This is a genomic window from Saccharopolyspora sp. NPDC050642 (assembly GCF_040654735.1).
In the GTDB taxonomy this organism is placed as follows: Bacteria; Actinomycetota; Actinomycetes; order Mycobacteriales; family Pseudonocardiaceae; genus Saccharopolyspora; species Saccharopolyspora elongata.
The window spans coordinates 52847-58960 of the sequence record NZ_JBFAIN010000049.1; the positions used below are offsets into that span (position 1 = coordinate 52847).

The 6114-nt window shown below is 72.4% G+C and carries 6 protein-coding genes; 4 read left to right on the plus strand and 2 right to left on the minus strand.

From position 1 onward, the window contains the following. The first annotated feature begins 11 nt into the window (after positions 1-11). From AB0H93_RS39635 to AB0H93_RS39645, 3 genes are all read left to right on the plus strand, one after another. The gene (locus AB0H93_RS39635; protein WP_358580953.1) at positions 12-989 is read left to right on the plus strand and encodes an SDR family oxidoreductase; all 978 of its coding nucleotides are present in this window, start codon (positions 12-14) and stop codon (positions 987-989) included. Positions 990-1018: 29 nt separating this feature from the next. Continuing rightward, positions 1019-3601, plus strand: coding sequence for an AAA family ATPase (locus AB0H93_RS39640; protein ID WP_358580955.1), 2583 nt, complete (start codon positions 1019-1021; stop codon positions 3599-3601). 171 nt (positions 3602-3772) lie between these two features. Then, on the plus strand, positions 3773-4483 hold the full coding sequence (locus AB0H93_RS39645; RefSeq protein WP_358580957.1) for a TIGR03089 family protein: 711 nt from the start codon (positions 3773-3775) through the stop codon (positions 4481-4483). Between the two features lie 143 nt (positions 4484-4626). Here AB0H93_RS39645 and AB0H93_RS39650 read toward each other — a convergent pair whose 3' ends face one another. Continuing rightward, positions 4627-5052 (minus strand): DoxX family protein, encoded by a 426-nt coding sequence (locus tag AB0H93_RS39650; protein ID WP_358580959.1) that lies wholly within the window; start codon positions 5050-5052, stop codon positions 4627-4629. Positions 5053-5238: 186 nt separating this feature from the next. On the opposite strand from AB0H93_RS39650, the gene AB0H93_RS39655 reads away from it, so the two are divergent. Beyond that, positions 5239-6021 (plus strand): thioesterase family protein, encoded by a 783-nt coding sequence (locus tag AB0H93_RS39655; protein WP_358580961.1) that lies wholly within the window; start codon positions 5239-5241, stop codon positions 6019-6021. On the opposite strand, the gene AB0H93_RS39660 is transcribed toward AB0H93_RS39655, so the two are convergent. Then, positions 6005-6114, minus strand: a 110-nt coding sequence (locus AB0H93_RS39660; protein WP_358580966.1) for a dodecin domain-containing protein, incomplete at its 5' end; no start/stop codon positions are given. The genes AB0H93_RS39655 and AB0H93_RS39660 overlap by 17 nt on opposite strands.

Here is a 6114-nt window from a genome sequence, read left to right on the forward strand (position 1 = left end):
GCACCGGCATCATGACGAATTCCCCTGTCCCCGAAGAGGAAACCACCACCCGACCGGCACGGCGGAGCCGCCGCGCGCTGCTCGGCATCGCCACCGCCGGAGCCGCGGTGGGCGCCGTCGGCACCGTGACCGGCTCGGCGCTGCCCGCCTACCTCGCCGGGCCCGCCACCCGGCCCGCTCCCGCCGCCGCGCCCAGCGGGCGGTTCGCCGGCAAGGCCGTGCTGATCACCGGCGGGACCTCCGGCATCGGGCGGGCGACCGCGCTGGCCTTCGCCGCCGAGGGCGCCCGGGTGTCGTTCTGCGGCCGGCGCACCGAGCTGGGCAGGCAGGTCGAGGCGGAGATCCGCGCGGCCGGGGGCAAGGCCGTCTACCTGCCCGCCGACGTGCGGATTCCCGAGCAGCTGCAGCACTTCGTCGACGAGACCGCGCGCCGCTTCGGCGGGCTGGACATCGCCTTCAACAACGCCGGCATCACGAAAACCGCGCCGCTACACGAGATGCGTCCGGAGGACTTCCACGACGTGCACCTGACCAACGAGCGCGGCGTCTTCCTGTCGATCAAGTACGAGGTGCCGCACCTGCTCGCCCGCGGCGGCGGCGTGATCATCTGCACCTCGTCCGGGTCGACGCGGCCGGGCGGAACCGCTTACACCGCGAGCAAACGCGCGATCGAGGGCATCGTGCAGGCCGCGTCGCTGGACTACGGCACGCGGGGGATCCGGGTCAACGCGATCCTGCCCGGCACCACGGACACCGCGTTCGTCCGGCCGCCGGGCATCCCGGACGCTGTGTGGCCCGCGTTTCGGGACGCGTGGGGGCCGCTCAACGTCAGTGCCCTGGAGCGGATGGCCGCGCCGGAGGAGATCGCGCGGGCGGTGCTGGCGATGGCCGGCGACGACTTCGGCTACATGACGGGCTCGTCCGTCGAGGTCGGCGGTGGGCCGAGCCGGGGCGGCAAGATGCGGATGCCGCCCGGCATTCCGTCTTGACCGCTCCCCGCGGCTCCTAAGCTGGTGGCGTGATCGGCCGGGACGAGGAACTGCGCGTGGTGGGCGGCATCGCGGCCGGAGGCGCGCTGGTGATCCGCGGCGAAGCCGGCATCGGCAAGAGCTCGCTGCTGGCCGAGGTCGTGGCCGGCGCGCCGGGCCGGGTGCTCCGCGCGAACGGGGTGGAATCCGAGGTCGAGATCGCGTTCAGCGGGCTGCACCAGCTCCTCCTCCCGGTACTGGACGAGATCGGCGGGCTACCCGAGCCGCAGGCGGATGCGCTGCGCCGGGCCCTGGGCACGAAATCCGGTGAGACGACGGATCGGCTGGTCTGCGCAGGAGTGCTGGGGCTGCTGAACCGGCTCGCCGAGCGGGCTCCGGTGCTGGTCGTCGTGGACGACGCGCATGACGTCGATCGCGCCTCGATGACCGCGCTGCTGTTCGCCGCGCGACGGCTGGCGGACCGGCAGATCGGCATGCTCTTCGCGGTGCGCGATCCCGCTCCGCGCGCGGTGGACAGCGCCGGGCTCGCCGAGCTGCGGCTTTCCGGACTGGACGGCGAAAGCGCGGCGCGGCTGCTCGATGCGCTCGGCACGCCCGTCGACGGCCCGACCCGCGACCGGCTCGTCGCCGCCACCGCCGGGAACCCGCTCGCGCTGACCACGCTGGGGCGCAGCGCGGACCGGGACCGGCTGGCGCTCGACGGAAGCGTGCCGGTCGACGCGGCGCTGCGAGCCGCGTTCACCGCCCAGCTCCAAGCGCTCCCGGCGGAGACGCAAGCGGCCCTGCTGATCGCCGCGGCCGACGACACCGGGCGCCTCGACCTGGTCGAGAGCCTCGGCGGCCCGCTCGATCCGGCGGAACGGGCCGGGCTCATCGAGGTCTCCGGCGGCCGCCTGCGCTTCGCGCATCCGCTGGCCCGCGCGACGACCTACTCAGCTGCGACCAGCGGCGAGATCGGCCGGGCGCACCGGCGGATCGCCGCCGCCCTGGCCGCCACCGATCCGCCTCGCGCCCGCTGGCACCGCTGCCTGGCGACGGCCGGGCCGGACGAACCGCTCGCCGCCGAGCTCGAAACCGACGCGCACGACGCGGAGGCGCGCGGCGGTCTTGCCGCGACCGCTTCGGTTCTGCTGCACGCAGCGCGGTTGAGTCCGACCAGGGCCGATCGGGAGCGCCGGACCGCGGCGGCGGCGCACGTCGCCTGGAAGTCCGGTCACATCGGGCTGGCACGCACGCTGCTGTCGCGGATCAGCGAGAACACTCCGACTCAGGTGCGCACCCGCGGCCTCGTCGAGCTCTACAGCAGCGATCAGGTCACCGCGCTGCACTTCCTGCGCCGCCACGCGCGGGCGGCCCAACTGCCGGACCAGGCCGGGGAGCTGTTCTTCCTGGCCGCCGATGCGGCGCTGCACGCCGACCGGCTCGGCGACGCCCGCCGACTGGCCCGGCAGGTTGCCGACCTGCCCGGGTTCCGGGACTACGGCCGGTGGCTCGCGGATGTACTGGAGCTGCGGGTCGTCGACGCCGAGCCGTGGGAGGTGTTCGATGCCGCGCCCGAGCCGGTCCGCCGTTCGGGCGCGCACCGCTGGCTGCTGCCGATGTTGCTCAACCGGTTCGGCCGGGATCCTTGGGCGGCCAGGGAATTCGGGCTTGCCGCCCACGAGCAACTGCGCACCACGGGGATGCTGGCCATCTCGGCGATCGCGCTGCCGTGGCTGGTGGAGCTGGAGTGCCGGCTCGGGTTGTGGGCGGACGCGGCGGAGCACGCCGAAGAGGGCCTCCACCTGGCCCGCGACACCGGCCAGCGGCCGCGCGAGGCCGATTTCCTGTCCCAGCTCGCACTGCTAGCAGCGTGGCGCGGTGATACCTCGGGCTGCCGACGGCACGCACAACTCGCCCTGGAGCGCGCCATTCCGGTGCACAACAACCTCGCCGCCGCGCAGGCGACCTGGTCGTTGGCGGTGTCGGAGCTGGCATCCGGCGATGTCGAGCAGGCGAGCGACCGTTTGGCCGCGCTGTCCGCGCCGGGCCTGCCGCAGGCCCACGAGCACATCGCCCGGCTGGCCGCCGCCGACGCCGTCGAAGCTCATGTCCGGGCGGGACGCGTGGAGCGGATCGTCGAGACCTCGATCGATCCGGCGAATCCGCCGTGGTTGCAAGCGGTTCTGCACCGCTGCCTGGCGCTTGCCGACGATTCGGAGAAGCACTACCTACTGTCCACATCGGACATCGATGACTTCCCGTTCGAGCGGGCCCGCGGCTCGCTCCTGCACGGCCAGTGGTTGCGTCGCGAACGGCGGCCCGCGGAAGCCAGCGCCGAGCTGCGGGTCGGCATCGACCTGTTCGAGAGCCTGGAAGCGCGGCAATGGGCGGAGCGGGCCCGCGGCGAGCTGCGGGCGTGCGGCGGGTCCGCGCCTCGCGGCGACGTCGCCGCGCTGACCGCGCAGGAACGCGAAGTCGCCGCGCTCGCCGCCCGGGGGCTGAGCAACCGCGAGATCGCCGCGCGGTTGTTCATCAGCCACCGAACCGTCGGATACCACCTGCACAAGGTGTTCCCGAAGCTCGGCATCGCCGGCCGGGGACAGCTGCGCGGCTTCGACCTCGAACCGTGACGACTCAGCTCGCACCGCCGCGGGTGCCCGCCCTCTGCTGAGCTACTGGGCGAGGCCAGTCCCCGAAGCCGCGTAATTGGTCATGCACAAATCGGGGACCGCAATTCCCGCAGGGGGCCGCCACCCGCACCGCCACGCAAAACGAGTGCAGCCACCCCTTAGGCTCGCGGCATGAGCGTTACCCAGGCACTGCTCGGTCCGCTGCTGGCCGGCGGAGCGCCGAAACCGCTGATCACGCACTACGACGACGCCACCGGGGCGCGCATCGAGCTGTCCCGCGCGACCACCGCGAACTGGGCGGCGAAGACGGCGAACTGGCTGGTCGACGAGCTCGACCTGGAGCCGGGCGCGCCGGTGCTGGTGGCGCTGCCCGCGCACTGGCAGACCGTCGGGGTGCTGCTGGGCGCCTGGTGGTGCGGGGCGCACATCACCGACGACCCGCAGGGCGCCGAGGTGGCGTTCGTCCCGGCATCCGACCTGGACAGCGGCAAGGGCGCGCACACCATCGCCGCCGTTGGCCTGGACGCGCTCGGCGCGCCGGTTCGCGGCCTGCCGGGCGGCGTCGCCGACTACGTGTCGGACATCCGCGTGCACGGCGACGACTTCAGCCCGCTCTCGCCGGTCGGCGGCGACAACCCGGCGCTGCTGGACCTGTCGGTCGAGGACCTGCTGGCCGAGGCCCGGCGGCGCGCCGAGGCGCTGCACATCGGCCGCGACGACCGTGTTCTGTCCACATTGGAATGGCAGCTGCCGGGCGGGGTCGTGGACGGCTTGCTCACCGTGCTGTCCGCGCGGGCCTCCCTGGTGCACTGCACCAATCCCGACCCGCAGAAGCTGGAGCAGCGCCGCGCCGACGAGCGCATCACCGTCGACCTGACCTAGAGACGGGTTCCAAACTCGTTCTGCATTGCGGTGCCGGCAGCGGAACCTCAGACACCGCCTGGGCCCCGGGATCCCCGGCTTGTGCATGACCAACGGCGAAGGGCGCCTCCGGCCGAGATGGCCGGAGGCGCCCTTCGCCTTGATCAGGCCGCGGCCTTCTCGCGGCTGGCCGCCGACTTGCCGGTGAACAGGCCGGTGAGCGTGAAGCGCGGGCCGCTGAAGCCGAGCGCGAGGCTGGCCGCCGCGAGCACCAGCACGTACTCGAAGCCGCCGTCCGACAGGAAGAACCCGCCGCTGAGGTGCGCGGTGAACAGCGCACCCACCATGACCGCCGCGAGCAGGATGCCGGCGACCGGCATCAGCACGCCCAGGATCAGCCCCAGGCCGCCGAGCAGCTCGACCAGCGCGGTGAACCAGGCCGCGACCGCGGGCAGGCCCATCTTGCCGAACGAAGCGACGACGTTGTCAATTCCGTAGAGCACCCACTTCTGGTAGGCGTGCGCGAGGAACGTCGCGCCCACGACGAGGCGCGCGACCAAGATCGTCACGTCACGAAGGCTGTGCTGCATGGGGGAACCTTTCAAGGTCGGTATCTGGCGGCGTCACCAAGAATGTACATGAAGCTTCAAACAATCGTCCCCGTCGAGAAGATGCTCACACGCATCCCGCAGCGTGGAACCATTCCGCGACAACTCGCCAGAAAACTGGCAAACGACCAGTACCACCCCGTTTCTACCGACGGGTAACATCGGGGAATGCGCGACACCCAGGCCCTTTTCCACCCCGACGGCGAGCTGTTCGTCCCCAGCGAAGCGGCGGGCAACCCGTGGGGCGAGCTGACCGGCGGCGGCCCGATCGCGGGACTGCTCGCCCGCGCCGTCGAGCAGCACACCGACGACCCCGACCTGTTCGTCGCCCGGCTCACCGTCGACCTGATGCGGCCGGTGCCCCGCACCCCGCTCGCCACCTCCGTTCGTCCACTTCGGACCGGAAAGCGGCTGCACGTCGTCGAGGCGACCCTCACCGCGGGCGACAAGGACGTCGCGCACGCCACCGCCCAGCTGCTGCGCCATTCCGATGTGGACGGACCGGAACCCGATGAGGCGGCGCCCTTCCCCGGCCCGGACGGGATCGCCGGCGGCCACCTGCTGCCGCCGGAACTCGGCCTGCGCTGGGGCGTGCACGACGTGGTGCAGGTGCGGTGGATCGCGGACCAGAGCGCGAGCGGAACCAGCCGGGCGTGGATGCGGATGCCGCTACCGCTGCTGCCCGGCGAGCCGCTCAGCCCGCTCGGTCACGTCGCGGTGCTCGTCGACTGCATCAGCGCGGCCAGCCCGATCGGGCCGATCTTCGGGCCGTGGATCAACACCGACATCACGCTCTACCTGCACCGGCCGTTCGAAGGCGAATGGCTCGGCATGGAGATCCGGCGGGACGTGCAGCCCACCGGCATCGGCGTGGCCAGTGCCCGCCTGTACGACGAGCGCGGCCCGATCGGCAACGCCCACGAGGCGGTGATGGTCAACCAACTCGGCTGACCACCACGGCTCGCCCGCCCGGGTCGACGTTTCTCAGCGTTTGGGATGCTCTTTTCACCGCTTTTCTTATTGCGTCGTCCACTCCCTCTTTCG